The sequence below is a fragment of the Streptomyces sp. NPDC019531 genome (assembly GCF_044903305.1).
In the GTDB taxonomy this organism is placed as follows: Bacteria; Actinomycetota; Actinomycetes; order Streptomycetales; family Streptomycetaceae; genus Streptomyces.
The window spans coordinates 99,840-116,624 of sequence record NZ_JBJDQL010000026.1; the positions used below are offsets into that span (position 1 = coordinate 99,840).

The window sequence follows — 16,785 nt, forward strand, 5'->3', positions numbered from 1 at the left end:
CCGTGTTCTAGGCTCCCCGACATGTCGTGGACGCGGGGACTCCTCGCCCTGCTCGCGGTCTGTGTCCTGCTGGTCACCGGATCCGTGAGCTGTGGCACCAGTGGGACACAGGAGCACAAGGACGGCCAGTCGGTCTCGCCGGTGGGCAAGGTCCTCGACGACACCGACCACGAGGGGCGGCACTACCGCGAGGTGGACAAGGGCAACGCCCCCGTGGTCGGCATAGAGGTGCAGCCGAACACCGACGACAGCTGGTCCGTGCGGTTGACCGTCGAGAACTTCACCTTCTCGGCCGCCGGAGCCAAGGCGAAGGCCGTCCCCGGCCGCGGTGCCGCGGTCCTCTTCGTGGACGATCGCCCGGTCACCACCCTGCGCGACCCCGCCTACCGCCTCCCGGCCGCGTACGTCCCGCAGGGCACCCACAAGGTCACCGCCCGGCTGTACGCCGACGACGGCACCGTGTGGGCCGTGGAGGGTGAGCCGGTGGAGAGCACGGCGGACGTCACGGCCTCCGAGCCGCAGTCCACGGCGAGCACGGGCGGTTCCTCCGAATCGCCGTCCGCGGCGAGCACCGACGGCGGCGCCTCGGCACCGCCATCCGCGGCGAGCACCGGCGGTGGTCGGTGAGTGCTCCAGTCCCCCGGCCCCGTACCAGGTGGCGGGGTTCACCGGACCTCGGCGGAAAGGCATCATGAAGCCCGTGCCCCAAGCGACCTCGCTTCGCCGCGCCCCCGTGCAGCGGCGCAGTGCCGAACGGCTGACCAGAATCCTCGACGCCTGCGCCGACCTCCTCGACGAGGTCGGCTACGACGACCTGAGCACCCGCGCCGTCGCCCTGCGCGCCGGCGTGCCCATCGGCTCGGTCTACCGCTTCTTCGGCAACAAGCGGCAGATGGCCGACGCCCTGGCCCAGCGCAACCTCGAACGCTTCACGGACCGGGTCACCGACCGCCTCAAGGAGTCGGGCGAGGAAGGCGGCTGGCGCACGGCGATGGACGTCGTCCTCGACGAGTACATCGCCATGAAGCGCACCGCACCCGGCTTCTCCCTCGTCGACTTCGGCAATCAGATCCCCGTGGGTGCCCGCCACGCCGAACCGAACCACCGCGTCGCCGACCGCCTCACCGAGCTTCTCTCCGGCTACCTCTCCCGCGAACCCGACGACGACCTCCGCCGCTCCTTCCTGATCGCCGTGGAAACCGCCGACACCCTGGTCCACCTGGCCTTCCGGATGGCGCCGGAGGGGGACGAGCGGATCATCCAGGAGGCCCGGGAGATGTTGCGGGCCTATCTGGCGCGGGTCCTGGACTGACCGTCGACAACCCCTCGCCACCATCCATACCGGTCGGTATGCTCGCCCGGACAGGCACCGCTGCCCCGGGAGGACCCGTGTCCCGCACCGCCCTACGAATCTGCCCCCTGTGCGAGGCCACCTGCGGGCTGACGCTCACCGTTGAGGGGACCCGGGTCACCGGGGCCCGCGGAGACCGCGACGACGTGTTCAGCAAGGGGTTCATCTGCCCGAAGGGAGCCTCCTTCGGGGCCGTCGACGGGGACCCGGACCGGCTGCGCACACCCCTCGTCCGGCGGGACGGGGAGCTGCGCGAGGCCACCTGGGAGGAGGCCTTCGACGCGGTCGCCGCCGGGATCCGGGGCGTGGTCGAGCGGTACGGGGCGAACTCCGTCGGGGTGGTCCTCGGCAACCCCAACGTGCACACCATGGCCGGTGCCCTCTACCCGCAGGTGCTGCTCGCCGGACTCGGCACCCGGAGCGTCTTCACCGCCTCCACGGTCGACCAGATGCCCAAACACGTCTCCAGCGGGCTGCTCTACGGCGACGCCAACGCCATCCCCGTGCCCGACCTCGACCACACCGACCACATCCTCCTCATCGGCGCCAACCCCCTGGAATCCAACGGGAGTCTGTGCACCGCCCCCGACTTCCCCGGCAAACTCAAGGCGCTCAAGGCCCGCGGCGGCACACTCACCGTCATCGACCCCCGCCGCACCCGCACCGCCAAGCTCGCCGACCGTCACATCGCCGTCCGGCCCGGCGCGGACGCGCTGCTGCTCGCCGCCATGGCGCACGTGCTCTTCGAGGAAGACCTCGTCGAGACCGGGGAGTTGACCCCCCATCTCCAAGGGCTCGACGAACTCCGGGAAGCCGTACGGGACTTCACCCCCGAAGCGGTCTCCGCCGCCTGTGACGTGGACGCCTCGGTGACGCGCACCCTCGCCCGCGAACTCGCCGCCGCCCCGACAGCCGCCGTATACGGCCGTATCGGCAGCTGCACCGTCCCGCACGGCACCCTCGCGAGCTGGCTCGTCGATGTGCTCAACATCCTCACCGGCAACCTCGACCGGCCCGGCGGCGCACTCTTCCCGCAGGCGGCCACCGACCGCACACCACGGCCCGCGGGCCCCAGTCACGGCTTCGGTCTCGGGCGCTGGCACTCCCGGGTGAGCCAACACCCGGAGGCGAAGGGCGAGTTGCCGCTCTCCGCGCTCGCCGAGGAGATCGACACCGCGACCGCGGAGGGCGAGCCGATCCGGGCGATCGTCGCCGTCGCCACCAACCCCGTGCTCTCCGCCCCCGACGGCGACCGGCTCGACAAGGCCCTCGGCTCGCTCGACTTCATGGTCAGCGTGGACCCGTATCTCAACGAGACCTCGCACCACGCCCATGTCGTGCTGCCGCCGCCCCCGCCCTCCCAGAGCCCGCACCACGACTTCGCCTTCAACACCCTCGCCGTCCGCAACCAGGTCCGCTACACCCGCCCCGCCGTCCCGCTGGAGCCCGGCCGGATGGCCGAGACGGAGATCTTCGCCCGGCTGATCCTCGCCGCGACCGGCATGCACGGCGCCGACCCGTCCGCCGTGGACGACCTGGTCGTCGGCCAGACCCTGGGCAAGGCGGTGAAGGAGCCGTACTCCCCGGTCCACGGCCGTGATCCGCAGGAACTGGCCGCGCTCCTGGAGGGCGAGACCGGCCCGGAGCGGCGGCTCGACATGATGCTGCGCCTGGGTCCCTACGGCGACGGTTTCGGCGTACGACCGGACGGGCTGAGCCTCACGAAGCTGCTCGCGCATCCGCACGGCATCGACCTCGGTCCGCTGCGATCCCGGCTGCCGCAGCCGCTGAAGACCAGGAGCGGCAAGGTCGAGCTGCTGCCGCAGCCGATCGCTGACGACCTGCCCAGGCTGCGGGAAGCCCTGCGGCACAAGGCCGACGGGCTCGTCCTCATCGGACGCCGGCACCTGCGCTCCAACAACAGCTGGATGCACAACGTCCCCGCCCTCACCGGCGGCACCAACCGCTGCACCCTGCACATCCACCCCGAGGACGCCGAACGCCTCGGTCTGAAGGACGGCGTCGCGGTGCGGGTCAGGGGCGCAGGGGGAGAGGTGGTCACCGAGGCCGAGCTCACCGACGCCGTGCGCCCCGGCGTGGTCAGCCTGCCGCACGGCTGGGGCCACGACCGGCCCGGGACCCGGCTCAGCCACGCCCTCAAGGACCCCGGCGTCAACGTCAACCAGCTCCTCGACGGCAGCCTGCTCGACCCGCTCTCGGGCAACGCGGTCCTCAACGGCGTACCGGTAAAACTGGCCGCCTTGGCGACGCTGTGAGCAGTGCAAAGCTGTGACCAGCAGTTTTGCGCTTATTGCTCGCATGTCAACGTCTTGTTAACGCCGCTTGACGGGTCCTAACGTCATCGCACTGCCGACTCCGGTGGGAGTTCAAGGGCGAACGTTAGGTATCCACTCATGCTGACCATCCTCGGCTTCGCCATGATCGCGACCTTCCTGGTCCTGATCATGATGAAGAAAATGTCGCCGATCGCGGCGCTCGTGCTGATCCCGGCACTGTTCTGCGTCTTCGTCGGGAAGGGCGCCAAGCTCGGTGACTACGTCATCGAAGGCGTCACCAGCCTCGCCCCCACCGCGGCGATGCTCATGTTCGCGATCGTCTACTTCGGTGTGATGATCGACGTCGGTCTCTTCGACCCGATCGTGCGCGGGATCCTGAAGTTCGCGAAGGCCGACCCGATGCGGATCGTGGTCGGTACGGCGATCCTCGCCGCGATCGTCTCCCTGGACGGCGACGGCTCGACCACCTTCATGATCACCGTCTCGGCGATGTACCCGCTGTACAAGCGCCTCAAGATGAGCCTGGTCGTGATGACCGGTGTCGCCGCCATGGCCAACGGTGTGATGAACACCCTGCCCTGGGGCGGCCCGACGGCCCGTGCCGCGACCGCGCTGAAGGTCGACGCCAGCGACATCTTCGTCCCGATGATCCCGGCCCTGGCCGTCGGTCTCCTCGGCGTCATCGTCCTCTCGTACGTCCTCGGCATGCGCGAGCGCAAGCGGCTCGGCACGCTGACGCTGGGCGACGTGCTGGTCAAGGAGCCCGTGGAGGAGCTCGTCGAGGAGAGGGAGACCGAGGCGGTCCTGGTCGGCGCCGGTTCCGGTGGATCCGGCACGGGCAAGGCCGCGGTGGGCGCCGGAGGCTCCGGCACCGACGCCGACGCCGAGGACGGCGACGAGAAGCGCTTCCAGGTCCTCGACCCCAACCGCCCCACCCTGCGCCCCAAGCTCTACTGGTTCAACGCGCTGCTCACCGCCACCCTGCTCACCTCCATGATCATGGAGTGGCTGCCGATCCCGGTGCTGTTCCTGCTCGGCGCCGCGCTCGTGCTCACCGTCAACTTCCCGCACATCCCCGACCAGAAGGCCCGGCTGGCCGCCCACGCCGACAACGTCCTCAACGTCTCCGGCATGGTCTTCGCCGCCGCCGTCTTCACCGGCGTCCTTCAGGGCACCGGCATGGTCGATCACATGGCCCGCTGGATGGTGGACGTCATCCCCGAGGGCATGGGCCCGCACATGGCCCTGGTCACCGGCATCCTGAGCCTCCCGCTGACCTACTTCATGTCGAACGACGGCTTCTACTTCGGCGTCCTCCCGGTCCTCGCCGAGGCCGGCGCGGCGCACGGTGTCACCCCGCTGGAGATGGCCCGCGCCTCCCTCGTCGGCCAGCCGCTGCACATGTCGAGCCCGCTCGTCCCGGCCGTCTACGTCCTGGTCGGCATGGCCAAGGTGGAGTTCGGCGACCACACGAAGTTCGTGGTCAAGTGGGCGGCCCTCACATGCCTGGTCATCCTCGGGGCAGGGATCCTCTTCGGAATCATCTGATCAGTTCATGGAGGACGTCATTGTGAGGCCCGGTGGGAACCGCGGCTGGCTGCTCCGCCTCGTCATCGCCTTCAGCTTCGCGCAGGGGGCGGTGTCGATGGCCCGGCCCGCCGTCTCCTACCGGGCCCTCGCGCTGGGCGCGGACGAGCGGGCGATCGGTGTCATCGCCGGGGTGTACGCGCTGCTGCCGCTCTTCGCCGCCGTACCGCTGGGCCGCCGTACGGATCACGGGCGTTGTGCGCCCCTGCTGCCGGTCGGAGTCGTCCTCATATCCGGTGGCTGCGCGCTCAGCGGCGTCGTCAACTCCCTCTGGGCGATGGCGGTCTGGAGCGGGGTGATGGGCCTCGGCCACCTCTGCTTCGTCATCGGCGCCCAGTCGCTCGTCGCACGCCAGTCCGCACCGCACGAACAGGACCGCAACTTCGGCCACTTCACCATCGGCGCCTCCCTCGGCCAGCTGGTCGGCCCGATCGCGGCGGGCGCGCTGATCGGCGGCTCCGACATGGCCGGCACCAGCGCGCTGGCTCTGCTCGTCGCCGGTGCGGGGGCGGCGGTCGCGTTCACCTCCTTGTGGCGCATCGAGCATCGGGACACGGCCGCCAACTACCGTGACGGGCAAGGGGATCGGGTCCCCGTCGGACGCATACTGCGCACCAGGGGCGTGCCCGGGGGCATCTTCGTCAGCCTCTCCGTGCTGTCCGCCACGGACATCCTCACCGCCTACCTTCCGGTGGTCGGCGAGCACCGGGGCATCGCCCCCTCGGTGATCGGCCTGCTGCTGAGCCTGCGCGCGGCCGCGACGATCGCCTGCCGTCTGGTGCTGACTCCTCTGCTACGGCTGCTGGGGCGCGCGTTGTTCCTCACCGTGACGTGCCTCCTGGCCGCCCTGCTGTGCGCGGGCATCGCCCTGCCGGTCCCGGTGTGGGCGCTGGCCGTGATCCTTGCGCTGCTCGGCTTCTGCCTCGGCGTCGGACAGCCGCTGTCCATGACGACGGTCGTCCAGGCCGCGCCCGACGGCGCCCGTTCCACCGCGCTCGCCCTGCGGCTGACCGGCAACCGTCTCGGTCAGGTGGCTGCCCCCGCCGCCGCGGGCCTGGTCGCGGGAGCCGCGGGCGTGGCGGCGCCGTTCGTGATGCTGGGCGCGCTGCTGCTGGTGTCGTCGGGCGTCGCGGTGCGGTCGTCGGCTAGGCCCGCGGAGGAACCTGCCGGGGCGCCCCGGGTGCGTCGGCCGTTGAGCCGTAAGAGCGATATCTGACGGTGCGTGGGGCGATGATTTACGACCGCAGAACCAGCTATTCGGGCAACCTCGTCGTATTCGCCCATCTCGCCCATCTCACCCAGATCCGTACCCCGTCGGCCGCTGAAGCAGGCCATCCGCTTTCTCACCAGGTGGACCGAGGCGTCCGAATCACGCACGTGTCTTCCCCAAGGCGCGCACTTTCCGTTAGCTTCCGTGACTCACACGCCCCGTACGACCCGCACGTGGCGTCCGACCGCGGAGCGCCAGCGTTCGCTCAGTGAGCCCTCGGGGGCACTGCCATGACACGCGCCATCTCCCTGCACCACGTGAGCAAGACCTACACGCGAGGAAACCGGGTGGTGGACCGGCTCTCGCTGGACATCGCGCCCGGCGAGTTCCTCGTCCTGCTCGGCCCCTCCGGCTGCGGCAAATCCACCCTGCTCAGGATGATCGCCGGACTGGAGGAGATCACCGAGGGCGAGCTCAGACTCGACGGCGAGTACGCCAACGACCTGCTCCCCGCCGAGCGGCGGATGGCGATGGTGTTCCAGAACTTCGCCCTGTACCCGAACATGACGAGCCGCGGGAACATCGGCTTCCCGTTGCGGATCGAGGCCCCTGGCGAGGACCCCCGCGCACGTGTGGACGCCACCGCCCGCATGCTGGGCATCGAGGACCTTCTCGACCGTTACCCGGGCCAGCTCTCCGGCGGCGAACGCCAGCGCGTGGCGATGGGGCGGGCCATCTCCCGCCATCCGTCCGCCTTCCTCATGGACGAGCCGCTGTCCAACCTCGACGCCAAGCTCCGCAACCATCTGCGCGCCGAAATAGCGGGCCTCACCCGTGAGTTGGGCGTCACCACGGTCTACGTCACTCATGACCAGGCCGAGGCCATGTCGCTCGGCGACCGGGTCGCCGTCATGCGCGGGGGCGTACTCCAGCAGGTCGGCACCCCGCGCTCGGTGTACGCGCTGCCCCGCAACGTCTTCGTCGCCGCCTTCATCGGCACCCCACGCATCAACCTTCTGCGCGGCCTGGTCCGGGCCCCGCTGGACGGCGCCATGACCATCAGCCTCGGCAAGCAGTATCTGCGCCTGCCCGAACCCCTGTCCCTTGATCACCAGTTGCTCCGTGTCCAGCAGGGCCGCGAGGTGATCGTCGGTCTGCGCTCGGAGGCGATCCGTATCGCCAAGCCGGCCTCCGCCCGCCCCGGCGAGATGCCGATCACCGGGCTGGTCGAGCACGTGGAGTTCCAGGGCCACGAGGTCCTCGTCCACTTCAACACCGGCTCCCGCCCCGCCCTCGTCCCCGACCTGGAGGCCCCGCGCCCCGCCCCTCGTCCGGCCCGGCGCCGTCGCCGCGAGGGCACGGTCCTGGACCGCCTGAGGGAACGCGCGGGTTCCCTTCGGGCGGGCCCCGTGGTGGTCCTGGAGGACCCGCCGGACCCCGAGTCCCCTGTGGTCGACCCCCGCCTCCCCGGTGACCTCGTCGTCCGCACCACCCCGGACATCGACCTCCGCCGCGGCCTGCAGGTCCCCCTCCTCGTCGACGTCTCCCACCTCTTCGTCTTCGACCAGCACGGCGAACGAATCTGCCCGTCCCCGGCACAGCTTCCGGACCTGGAGGAGTGAAAGGGGCGAGGGCGTCGGACGGTGGGCCCGCGAAGTGTCACGGGCGCGTCTGACGGGTGGGTCGGGGAGTGGTCGGTGTCGGCTGTGCCTGCCCCGGTCGGCGTTGCTCGCACGAACCCGCCGGGCCCGGCTGTCGCGGGGCTTGCTGCCCTGGAGGAGGGGGTGAGGGTGCCGGACGGGCGCGGGCGGCTGCCTGGCCCACGGGGCCGGTGGGTGACCCGGGCGGGTCGGGGGTGTGATGCCGTGCTGGCGCTGGTCGGCGTTTGCTCTTACCGAACCCGCCGAGCCCGGCTGTCGCGGGGCTTGCTGCCCTGGAGGAGGGGGTGAGGGTGCCGGACGTGGCGCGGGTGGCCGCCTGGCCCACGGGGGCCGGTGGGTGACCCTGGCCGGTCGGGGGTGCGGTCGGTGCAGGCACCGGTCGGTGTCGCTCGACCGACCCGCCGGGACGGCCCCCGCGCGGCTTGGCGCCCTGGACGAGTGAATCCGGGCGCGGCCGGCGGACACGGGGGAGTGCGGGCTGCCAGGCAAGGGTGCATGAACGTGCATCTCACTCGGACCAGGGCCCTTCTCACCGGCGCCGCGCTCCTGCTCGCCGCCGCACCCACCGCCTACGCCACCCTCGCGGAGGCCGACTCCTCGGCGAGGGCGCCGGAGCGCGGGGCGCCGTACGTCGAGACCCAGCTCTTCTTCGGTACCCAGCGCCCGGACGGCGGACCGGCTGTCACCGACAAGCAGTTCATGGCTTTCGTCGACACGGAGGTCACCCCGGAGTTCCCCGACGGGCTGACCGTGCAGACCGGGCGCGGACAGTGGCGGGACGCCGGTGGGAAGATCGAGTCGGAGCGGTCGTACGAGCTGATCCTGCTGTATCCGGTGGGGCGGGCCGCCGCGAGCGACCGGAGGATCGAGGAGATCCGGCGGGTGTACGAGAAGGCGTTCGGACAGGAGGCCGTGGGCAGGGTGGACGACCGGGCCCGCGTCGACTTCTGATCTCCTGGGGTCGTCAGGACCCGACCTGGCGCAGAAAAACTAACGCCGCTAGTTTGTGAGCCGGACGACGACACGGCCCAGCCCGGGAGGACGCACCATGAAGGCGCACGACGGCATGTACATCGACGGCGAGTGGCGCCCGGCCACCGGCCCGGACGTGATCGAGGTCGTGAACCCGGCCGACGAGCAGGTCATCGGCCGGGTGCCCGCCGGCACCGCCGAGGACGTCGACCTCGCCGTACGGGCCGCCCGTGCCGCCCTCCCGGCCTGGGCCCGGACCGCCCCCGCCGAGCGGGCCGCGCGACTCGCGGCCCTCCGGGACGTCCTCACCGCCCGCAAGGACGAGATCGCCGAGACGGTCACCGCCGAGCTGGGATCACCGCTGAAGTTCTCGCAGAACGTCCACGCGGCCGTCCCCATCGCCGTCGCCGCCTCCTATGCCGAGCTCGCCGCGACCCACCCCTTCGAGGAGAGGGTCGGCAACTCCACCGTCCACCAGGAGCCGATCGGCGTCGTCGGCGCGATCACGCCCTGGAACTACCCGCTCCACCAGATCGTCGCCAAGGTCGCCCCGGCCCTCGCGGCGGGCTGCACTGTCGTTCTCAAGCCCGCCGAGGACACCCCGCTGGTCGCCCAGCTCTTCGCCGAGGCGGTCCACGAGGCCGGTGTCCCCGCCGGAGTCTTCAACCTGGTCACCGGCCTCGGCCCGGTCGCGGGGCAGGCCCTCGCCGAACACCCGGACGTCGACCTGGTCTCCTTCACCGGCTCCACCGCGGTCGGACGCCAGATCGGCGCGACCGCCGGCGCCGCGCTGAAGAAGGTTGCCCTGGAGCTCGGCGGCAAGTCCGCCAACGTCATCCTGCCGAGCGCCGACCTCGCCAAGGCGGTCAACGTCGGCGTCGCCAACGTGATGTCCAACTCCGGCCAGACGTGCAGCGCCTGGACCCGGATGCTGGTGCACTCCGCGCAGTACGACGAGGCCGTCGAGCTGGCCACCGCGGCCGCCGCGAAGTACGGCGAGCGCATCGGCCCGGTCGTCAACGCCAAGCAGCGGGCGCGGGTGCGCAGTTACATCGAGAAGGGCACGGCCGAGGGCGCGCGGCTGGTGGCCGGTGGTCCCGAATCCCCGCGTGAACAGGGCTACTTCGTCGCCCCGACCGTCTTCGCCGATGTGACGCCCGAGATGACGATCGCGCAGGAGGAGATCTTCGGCCCGGTCCTGTCCATCCTCCGCTACGCGGACGAGGAAGACGCCCTGCGCATCGCCAACGGCACGGCCTACGGCCTCGCGGGCGCCGTCTGGGCCGGTGACGAGACGGAGGCCGTGGCGTTCGCCCACCGCATGGACACCGGCCAGGTCGACATCAACGGCGGCCGCTTCAACCCCCTTGCCCCCTTCGGGGGTTACAAGCAGTCCGGTGTGGGCCGCGAGCTCGGCTCGCACGGCCTCGCCGAGTACCTCCAGACCAAGTCCCTCCAGTTCTGAGGAGTCGTCCCGTGGTTCGTGCCGCCGTCCTTCCCGCCGTGGGCGCTCCCCTGGAAGTCACCGACATCGACCTCCCGGACCCCGGCCCCGGCCAGGTCCGCGTCCGCCTCGCCGCCGCCGGCGTCTGCCACTCCGACCTGTCCCTGTCCAACGGCACCATGCGCGTCCCCGTCCCGGCCGTCCTCGGCCACGAGGGCGCGGGCACGGTCGTCGCGGTCGGCGAGGGCGTCACCGGAGTGGCGCCCGGCGTCGGGGTCGTCCTCAACTGGGCTCCCTCCTGCGGGAGTTGTCACGCCTGCTCGCTCGGCGAGGTCTGGCTGTGCGCCAACGCTCTCAACGGCGCCGCCGATGTGTACGCCCGCACCGCCGACGGCACCGACCTCCATCCCGGCCTGAACGTCGCCGCGTTCGCCGAGGAGACGGTGGTGTCGCAGTCGTGCCTCCTGCCCCTCCCCGAGGGCATCCCCCTAACGGACGCGGCCCTGCTCGGCTGCGCGGTCCTCACCGGCTACGGCGCCGTCCACCACTCGGCGCGCGTCCGGGAGGGCGAGACGGTGGCCGTGTACGGCGTCGGGGGAGTGGGCCTGGCCGCACTCCAGGCGGCCCGGATCGCGGGCGCCTCACGGATCGTCGCGGTCGATGTGTCTCCGGAGAAGGAGGAGTTGGCGCGCGCCGCCGGAGCCACCGACTATGTGATCGCCTCCGAGAACACCGCCCGCGAGATCAGGGGCCTCACCGGCAAGCAGGGCGTCGATGTCGCCGTCGAGTGCGTCGGCCGCGCGTCGACCATCCGTACGGCCTGGGACTCCACCCGCCGTGGCGGCCGTACGACGGTCGTCGGCATCGGCGGCAAGGACCAGCAGGTCAGCTTCAACGCCCTGGAGATCTTCCACTGGGGCCGCACCCTCGCGGGCTGTGTCTACGGCAACTCCAACCCGGCCGAGGACCTCCCGGTGCTTGCCGAACACGTCCGGGCGGGCCGCCTGGACCTCGGGATGCTGGTGACCGAGCGGATCGCGCTGGACGGGATCCCGGCGGCGTTCGACAACATGCTGGCGGGCAAGGGCGGCAGGGCGCTCGTGGTGTTCTGAGCCCTGTCGGCCGGTTGCCCGGGGCCTTCAGGTGCTCCGGGCAACCTTCGCGCAGGACCGTTTACGGCATACCGTCCGGTCAGTATGCTCGCGCCAACGTCCCCACAGCACCCATCGGAGTGTGCACGCATGGACATGGCCCCCTCCGCTCACCCCCTCCCCGCGACCGCCCTCCCCACGGTCAACCGCCGCCGCGTCGCCACGGCCGCCGCACTCGCTTCCGCCGTCGAGTGGTACGACTACTTCGTCTTCGGCATAGCCGCCGCTCTCGTCCTCGGCGATCTGTACTTCCCGGCGGGCAGTTCCAGCGCCGGAGTCCTCGCCGCCTTCGCCACCTTCGCCGTCGGCTTCCTCGCCCGTCCGATCGGCGGCATCGTCGCCGGCCAGCTCGGCGACAAACGCGGCCGCAAGCCCATGCTGGTCCTCGCGCTCACCCTCATGGGCCTCGCCACCACCGGCATAGGCCTGCTGCCGACGTACGACACGATCGGCGTCGCCGCCCCGATCCTGCTCGTCCTCCTGCGCGTCGTACAGGGCGTCGCCGTCGGCGCCCAGTGGGGCGGCGCGATGCTGCTGGCCACCGAGTACGCCCCCGAGGGCAAGCGCGGCCTCTACGGCAGTGTCGTCCAACTCGGCGTCCCCATCGGCGTGGTGACGGCCAACACGGTCTTCCTGCTGGCCGGCGCGTTCACCACGGACACCGGCTTCGCGGCCTGGGGCTGGCGCATCCCGTTCCTCATCGGCCTGTTCGTCCTCGCGCTCGCCTGGTACATCCACGCCAAGGTCGAGGAGACCCCCGAATTCCGCCAGGCCGAGCGGGAGTTGGCCGAGCAGGAGAAGGGCGGGCAGAACTCCCCGCTGCGCACGATCCTCCGTCACCACCTCGGCACGGTCCTGCTCGCGGGCGGCTCCTTCGCCGTCAACACCGCGACCTTCTACATCCTGATCACGGGCGTCCTCGACTACACGACCCGCGAACTCGACATGCGGAAGAGCGCCGTCCTCACCGTCTCGCTCTGCGTCAGCCTCACCCAGCTCGTCCTGATCCCGGCAGCCGCGGCCCTCTCCGACCGCTTCGGCCGCATCCGGATCTACGCCCTCGGGGCGGTCGGGATCGCTCTGTGGGCGGTACCGATGTTCCTGCTCATCGACACCGGGTCGCTGCTGTGGCTGGCGGTCAGCACCTTCGTCGCCGGGTGCTTCCTCAGCATCATGTACGGCCCCCAAGCCGCCCTGTTCGCCGAGCTGTTCACGCCGGAGATGCGGTACACCGGAGCCTCGCTCGGCTATCAGATCGCCGCCGTGCTCGGCGGTGGGCTCGCGCCCTTCCTGATGGTGCTCCTGCTGGAGGCCACCGGGACGTCGATGGCGGTGTCCGGGTACATCATCGGGCTGTCGGTGATCGCGCTGCTGTGCATCAAGGTGCTTGCGGGCAGGGCTCGTTCACGCGGAGTCTGAGGCCTTCTCGGGCTGCGGCTCCGGGCTTGGCACCGGCGCCGTGGCCCTCCGCCGGGTGTGGGAGCGGGACACCGCCACACCTGCCAGGCACAGCGCCCCGCCCGCGAGGGTGAGCAGGCCCGGGACCTCGCCGAGGAACAGCCAGGACATCAGGACGACCAGGGCGGGCACCGCGTATGTGGTCGCGCCCATGCGGCTGGCGGTCGTACGGGCGAGGGCGTAGGCCCAGGTGGTGAAGGCCAGGGCGGTGGGGAACACGCCCAGGTAGACCATGTTGAGGGTCGCGGAGAGCGGGGCGTCCGCTGCCTCCGAGCCCAACTGGCCGGCGAAGGGGAGGCAGACGACCGCGCCCACCAGGCAGCCGAACGTCGTCACCTGGAGCGGGCTTGCCGAGCCGAGGGCCGGCTTCTGGGCGACGACTCCGCCGGCGTAGGCGATCGCGGCGAGGAGGCACAGGACCACGCCGAGCACGGATGAGCCGCCCTCGTCCGACATCGACAGGCCCACGGTGATCGCGCCCGCGAAGGAGACCGCCATTCCTGCGAGGAGGCGGGGTGGCATGGCGTCGCCCAGGAGGCGGGCGCCCAGCAGGGCGATCAGGATGGGGCCGATGTTGACGACCAGGGCAGCGGTGCCGGCGTCGACCTGCTGTTCGCCCCAGTTCAGGACGACCATGTAGAAGCCGAACCAGAGGACGCTGGAGACGGCGATGCCTCGCCAGGCCTCGCGTGGGGGGCGTCCTTCTCGTCGTATGAGACAGATGGCGCCCAGCGCCAGTGCGCCGGACAGCAGCCGCCCCAGGGCCAGGGCGCCGGGGGAGTAGGAGGCGCCCGCGCTGCGGATGGAGACGAAGGCGGAGGCCCAGAGAATGACGGTGACGGTGGCCGCGGCGGTGGCGAGGAGGTCGGTGCGGCGGGGGTTCATCATGCTCCTGAGGTTAGGAAAGGGACGGTGCGGAAGCTCGCGGATTTCGGACGGGGTGCGTTGTCGTCCGCGGGTCTGTGAGGGCTGGTCGCGCAGTTCCCCGCGCCCCTGAAGGGGCGCTCATCGCAGCGTGGGCCCAGAGATTCCCAAGAGCTCCTCCAGCGCCTGTTCTCCTGTTGCCGTCACCTTCACCGCCCGCTCCGAGCCGATGCGCACGCACCAGCCTTCTGCGAGGGCATGTCGGCACAGGGCCGCTCCCGCCACCCCCGCGAGGTGCGGGCGGCGTTCCGTCCAGTCGAGGCAGGCTCGGGCCAGGGGGCGGCGGCCCTTGCGGTCGAGAGGGATGCCCGTGGCCCCGAACCAGGCCAGGCCCGCGTCTGTGAGAGCGAACCCCGTGTCCTGACGCAGGAGTTGACGAGACGTCAGGGCGTCCGTCAGGGCGATGCCCAGGCGGCCCGCCAAGTGGTCGTAGCAGGTGCGGCCGCGGGCCATCGCGGAGCCCGCGCTCGACTCCCTCAGGGTGCGTGGGGGCCGGGCGGTCCCTGGCTCGACCTGGGCGGCCATGTCCTCGATCAGCTGTGCCGCCCGCGCGTCGGCCAGGTGTACGTAACGGTGGCGCCCTTGCCGTTCCTCGGTGAGGAGACCGCCGGTGACCAGTCGGCCGAGGTGTTCGCTGAGGGTCGAGGGCGCCACGCCCGCGTGACGGGCCAGCTCACCCGCCGTCCAGGCCCGCCCGTCGAGCAGCGCCAGGAGACAGGTGGCCCGGGTCTCGTCGGCGATCAGGGCGGCGAGCCTCGCCAGCTGAGGGGCCTGCGGGTCCTTGGTCATGGATCCCAGCATGCGCCCCGGATGCTTCGGTCACCGCCGAAGTGTCCTCACAAAGTCCGCCCTACCTGCTCGTACTGCTGCGCCAGCCCGTCCAGCAGGGCCCTGAGTCCCGCTTCGAACGCCCGCTCGTCGATCTTCTCCTGCTGCTCGGCGAGAAGGTGGGCCTGGCCGAGGTGGGGGTAGTCCGCGGGGTCGTACGCGCTCGCGTCGTCGACGAAGCCGCCCGCGAAGGAGCCGAGCGCCGAGCCCATGATGAAGTACCGCATCAGCGCGCCGATGGACGTGGCCTGGGCCGGTGGCCAGCCCGCCTCGACCATCGCGCCGTAGACCGCGTCGGCCAGGCGCAGCCCTGCCGGGCGGCGGCCGGGGCCCTGGGCCAGGACCGGGACGATGTTGGGGTGGTCGCGCAGGGCGCCGCGGTAGGAGACGGCCCAGTCGTGCAGCGCGGTCCGCCATGCGCGGCCGTCCTCGAACATCGACAGGTCGACCTGCGCGCTCACCGAGTCGGCGACCGCCTCCAGGATCTCGTCCTTGGTGCGGAAGTGGTTGTAGAGGGACGGCCCGCTGACCCCGAGTTCCGCCGCGAGCCGGCGCGTGGACAGTGCCGAGAGGCCTTCCGTGTCCACGAGCGCGCGTGCCGCCTCGACGATCCGGTCGGTGCTGAGGAGGGGCTTGCGCGGTCGGGCCATGGCGCACATAGTAGGGCTGCGAAACAGAAACTAGCAGTGCTAATTTAAAGGTGCCGCTCTCTAGTGAGGTGATCTCGTGGTCGACCTGGGGCTCAGCGAGGAGCAGGCCGCCGTCCGCCGGCTGGCGCGGGACTTCGTGGACCGTGAGATCGCCCCCCATGTCATCGCCTGGGACCGCGCCGAGGACGTCGACCGGTCGATCGTCAAGAAGCTCGGCGAGGTCGGTTTCCTGGGGCTGACGATCGACGAGGAGTACGGCGGCTCGGGCGGTGACCATCTCGCGTACTGCCTGGTCACCGAGGAGCTCGGACGGGGCGACTCCTCCGTGCGCGGGATCGTGTCCGTCTCGCTCGGCCTGGTCGCCAAGACGATCGCCGGGTGGGGAAGCGAGGAGCAGAAGCGGCGGTGGCTGCCGGGGCTCACCTCCGGCGAGTACGTCGGCTGCTTCGGCCTCACCGAGCCCGGCACCGGCTCCGACGCGGGCAACCTGGCCACCCGGGCCGTACGCGACGGCGACGACTACGTCATCGACGGCACCAAGATGTTCATCACGAACGGCACTTGGGCCGATGTGGTGCTGCTGTTCGCCCGCTCGACGGACGCTCCCGGACACAAGGGTGTCTCCGCGTTCCTGGTGCCCACCGACACTCCCGGTCTGACCCGCCGGACCATCCACGGCAAGCTCGGCCTGCGCGGACAGGCCACCGCCGAACTGGTCCTGGAGGGCGTGCGTGTGCCGGCGTCCGCGATGCTGGCTCCCGAGGGCAAGGGCTTCTCCGTCGCCATGTCCGCGCTGGCCAAGGGGCGGATGTCGGTGGCGGCGGGGTGCGTGGGCATCGCGCAGGCCGCGCTGGACGCGGCCGTCCGGTACGCCGGTGAGCGCGAGCAGTTCGGCAAGCCGATCGCGGGGCACCAGCTCGTCCAGGAGCTCATCAGTGACATCGCCGTCGACGTGGACGCGGCCCGGCTGCTCACCTGGCGGGTCGCCGATCTGATCGACCGGGGGCAGCCGTTCGCCGTCGAGTCCTCCAAGGCCAAGCTCTTCGCCTCGGAGGCGGCCGTACGCGCCGCGAACAACGCCCTGCAGGTCTTCGGCGGCTACGGCTACATCGACGAGTACCCGGCGGGCAAACTGCTGCGCGACGCCCGCGTGATGACCCTCTACGAGGGCACCAGCCAGATCCAGAGGCTGGTCATCGGGCGGGCGCTGACGGGGGTCTCGGCGTTCTGAGTAGTGCTCTGAGTATGTTCG

Annotated in this window: 14 protein-coding genes; 11 read left to right on the top strand and 3 right to left on the bottom strand. The window is 71.2% G+C overall.

Features of this window, described 5'->3' with window-relative positions:
- Nucleotides 1-21 precede the first annotated feature (21 nt).
- The 10 genes from ACI2L1_RS27245 (at nt 22) to ACI2L1_RS27290 (ending at nt 13,092) form a co-directional block, all read left to right on the top strand.
- Nucleotides 22-627: a hypothetical protein gene (locus ACI2L1_RS27245; RefSeq protein ID WP_404741998.1), complete on the top strand. Its 606-nt coding sequence runs from the start codon at nt 22-24 to the stop codon at nt 625-627.
- 64 nt (nt 628-691) lie between these two features.
- Nucleotides 692-1,312 (top strand): TetR family transcriptional regulator, encoded by a 621-nt coding sequence (locus tag ACI2L1_RS27250; RefSeq protein ID WP_404741999.1) that lies wholly within the window; start codon nt 692-694, stop codon nt 1,310-1,312.
- Nucleotides 1,313-1,389: 77 nt separating this feature from the next.
- A complete protein-coding gene (locus ACI2L1_RS27255; protein WP_404742000.1) occupies nt 1,390-3,627 on the top strand; it encodes a molybdopterin oxidoreductase family protein in 2,238 nt (745 codons plus the stop codon).
- A 138-nt stretch (nt 3,628-3,765) separates the two neighbouring features.
- Entirely contained in the window at nt 3,766-5,196 is a 1,431-nt protein-coding gene (locus ACI2L1_RS27260; protein WP_404742001.1) for a CitMHS family transporter, read from the top strand.
- Between the two features lie 22 nt (nt 5,197-5,218).
- Nucleotides 5,219-6,451: an MFS transporter gene (locus tag ACI2L1_RS27265; protein ID WP_404742034.1), complete on the top strand. Its 1,233-nt coding sequence runs from the start codon at nt 5,219-5,221 to the stop codon at nt 6,449-6,451.
- A gap of 284 nt (nt 6,452-6,735) precedes the next feature.
- The gene (locus ACI2L1_RS27270; RefSeq protein WP_404742002.1) at nt 6,736-8,067 is read left to right on the top strand and encodes an ABC transporter ATP-binding protein; all 1,332 of its coding nucleotides are present in this window, start codon (nt 6,736-6,738) and stop codon (nt 8,065-8,067) included.
- Between the two features lie 534 nt (nt 8,068-8,601).
- Nucleotides 8,602-9,057, top strand: coding sequence for a DUF3574 domain-containing protein (locus tag ACI2L1_RS27275; protein WP_404742003.1), 456 nt, complete (start codon nt 8,602-8,604; stop codon nt 9,055-9,057).
- Nucleotides 9,058-9,154: 97 nt separating this feature from the next.
- A complete protein-coding gene (locus ACI2L1_RS27280; RefSeq protein ID WP_404742004.1) occupies nt 9,155-10,543 on the top strand; it encodes an aldehyde dehydrogenase family protein in 1,389 nt (462 codons plus the stop codon).
- A gap of 11 nt (nt 10,544-10,554) precedes the next feature.
- The gene (locus ACI2L1_RS27285) at nt 10,555-11,634 is read left to right on the top strand and encodes a Zn-dependent alcohol dehydrogenase (protein WP_404742005.1); all 1,080 of its coding nucleotides are present in this window, start codon (nt 10,555-10,557) and stop codon (nt 11,632-11,634) included.
- A 129-nt stretch (nt 11,635-11,763) separates the two neighbouring features.
- A complete protein-coding gene (locus ACI2L1_RS27290) occupies nt 11,764-13,092 on the top strand; it encodes an MFS transporter (RefSeq protein ID WP_404742006.1) in 1,329 nt (442 codons plus the stop codon).
- Here the strand turns inward: ACI2L1_RS27290 and ACI2L1_RS27295 are convergent.
- The 3 genes from ACI2L1_RS27295 to ACI2L1_RS27305 all read right to left on the bottom strand — a co-directional run bounded on the left by ACI2L1_RS27295 (nt 13,078) and on the right by ACI2L1_RS27305 (nt 15,533).
- Nucleotides 13,078-14,016: a DMT family transporter gene (locus ACI2L1_RS27295; protein ID WP_404742035.1), complete on the bottom strand. Its 939-nt coding sequence runs from the start codon at nt 14,014-14,016 to the stop codon at nt 13,078-13,080. The two genes, ACI2L1_RS27290 and ACI2L1_RS27295, sit on opposite strands and share 15 nt — an antisense overlap.
- Nucleotides 14,017-14,136: 120 nt before the next feature.
- Complete coding sequence (locus ACI2L1_RS27300) at nt 14,137-14,856, bottom strand: ArsR/SmtB family transcription factor (RefSeq protein ID WP_404742007.1); 720 nt, start codon at nt 14,854-14,856, stop codon at nt 14,137-14,139.
- 35 nt (nt 14,857-14,891) lie between these two features.
- A complete protein-coding gene (locus tag ACI2L1_RS27305) occupies nt 14,892-15,533 on the bottom strand; it encodes a TetR/AcrR family transcriptional regulator (protein WP_404742008.1) in 642 nt (213 codons plus the stop codon).
- 76 nt (nt 15,534-15,609) lie between these two features.
- Here ACI2L1_RS27305 and ACI2L1_RS27310 point away from each other — a divergent pair, with 76 nt between their 5' ends.
- Entirely contained in the window at nt 15,610-16,764 is a 1,155-nt protein-coding gene (locus tag ACI2L1_RS27310) for an acyl-CoA dehydrogenase family protein (RefSeq protein WP_404742009.1), read from the top strand.
- Nucleotides 16,765-16,785: the final 21 nt, after the last annotated feature.

What these genes read in the sequence shown, in the direction of transcription:
- ACI2L1_RS27245 (WP_404741998.1), top strand. Translation starts at nt 22, where the DNA reads ATGTCGTGGACGCGGGGACTCCTCGCCCTGCTCGCGGTCTGTGTCCTG.
- ACI2L1_RS27250 (WP_404741999.1), top strand. Translation starts at nt 692, where the DNA reads ATGAAGCCCGTGCCCCAAGCGACCTCGCTTCGCCGCGCCCCCGTGCAG.
- ACI2L1_RS27260 (WP_404742001.1), top strand. Translation starts at nt 3,766, where the DNA reads ATGCTGACCATCCTCGGCTTCGCCATGATCGCGACCTTCCTGGTCCTG.
- ACI2L1_RS27270 (WP_404742002.1), top strand. Translation starts at nt 6,736, where the DNA reads ATGACACGCGCCATCTCCCTGCACCACGTGAGCAAGACCTACACGCGA.
- ACI2L1_RS27275 (WP_404742003.1), top strand. Translation starts at nt 8,602, where the DNA reads ATGAACGTGCATCTCACTCGGACCAGGGCCCTTCTCACCGGCGCCGCG.
- ACI2L1_RS27280 (WP_404742004.1), top strand. Translation starts at nt 9,155, where the DNA reads ATGAAGGCGCACGACGGCATGTACATCGACGGCGAGTGGCGCCCGGCC.
- ACI2L1_RS27290 (WP_404742006.1), top strand. Translation starts at nt 11,764, where the DNA reads ATGGACATGGCCCCCTCCGCTCACCCCCTCCCCGCGACCGCCCTCCCC.
- ACI2L1_RS27295 (WP_404742035.1), bottom strand. Translation starts at nt 14,016, where the DNA reads ATGAACCCCCGCCGCACCGACCTCCTCGCCACCGCCGCGGCCACCGTC.
- ACI2L1_RS27300 (WP_404742007.1), bottom strand. Translation starts at nt 14,856, where the DNA reads ATGCTGGGATCCATGACCAAGGACCCGCAGGCCCCTCAGCTGGCGAGG.
- ACI2L1_RS27305 (WP_404742008.1), bottom strand. Translation starts at nt 15,533, where the DNA reads ATGGCCCGACCGCGCAAGCCCCTCCTCAGCACCGACCGGATCGTCGAG.